Genomic DNA, 701 nt, shown 5'->3' on the forward strand with positions numbered 1-701 from the left:
CTGAAGGAATTTGAATAAAGAAGGCCTGTTTTTGACGGAACAAAGTGATTCTTTACATCATTACCGCATAATGTCAGCGCCTGGAGAGAAGTCAAACCTGATAAGTGGCTGATATCCCTGATTTCATTTCCGGACAGGTACAGTTTTTCCAGAGAAGGCAAATGTGAGATTGGCTGCAAATCGCTGACGCCAGTACCGTCAAGACTCAGTATTTTGAGATTGAAAGCAACTTCCAGCCCCTTCAGGGAGGTGATGCTCCATCTATCGTCAGCCCTTAAAACGATCAGCTTTTCCATGTCTTCGACAGTCGGCCTTGTTTTGTCGGCTGCATATTCTTCAAGCCCCAATTCTTCCAGCACCCGTTCGCGTAAAACGGGATCTTCGATCCCTTCGTAGCTGTCGACCGCCTTCTGCATGACTGGATCCGGTTCTTTTTCCGGGAATTGCATGGCGGCGGTTTCCGCCTCAGCAGGCTGCTGTTTTTGACGGTCTTCCCCCATACATCCTGAACAAAGGAATAATACAAATAAACATACAAATGCTCTCTTCATATACTTCACCCTCATTTAATAAATAGAAGAGCAAAAAAGTAAATAAAGGACTGTTATGTACATAAAGCCGTTTTAAAAACTCTTATTATCCTGAATTACGAAAGTAAAATCTAGTAACTAAATACAAAAAGGGCTCCAGCCTTTGGTATA

The 701-nt window shown here is 43.1% G+C and carries 1 protein-coding gene; it reads right to left on the minus strand.

All coding sequences use genetic code 11. The annotated features are described in order from the left end of the window. Positions 1-500, minus strand: a 500-nt coding sequence (locus FS666_RS19425) for a leucine-rich repeat domain-containing protein (protein WP_186306631.1), incomplete at its 3' end; no start/stop codon positions are given. Positions 501-701: the final 201 nt, after the last annotated feature.

It is taken from the genome of Siminovitchia fortis, from assembly GCF_007681465.1.
Classification (GTDB): domain Bacteria; phylum Bacillota; class Bacilli; order Bacillales; family Bacillaceae_C; genus Siminovitchia; species Siminovitchia fortis.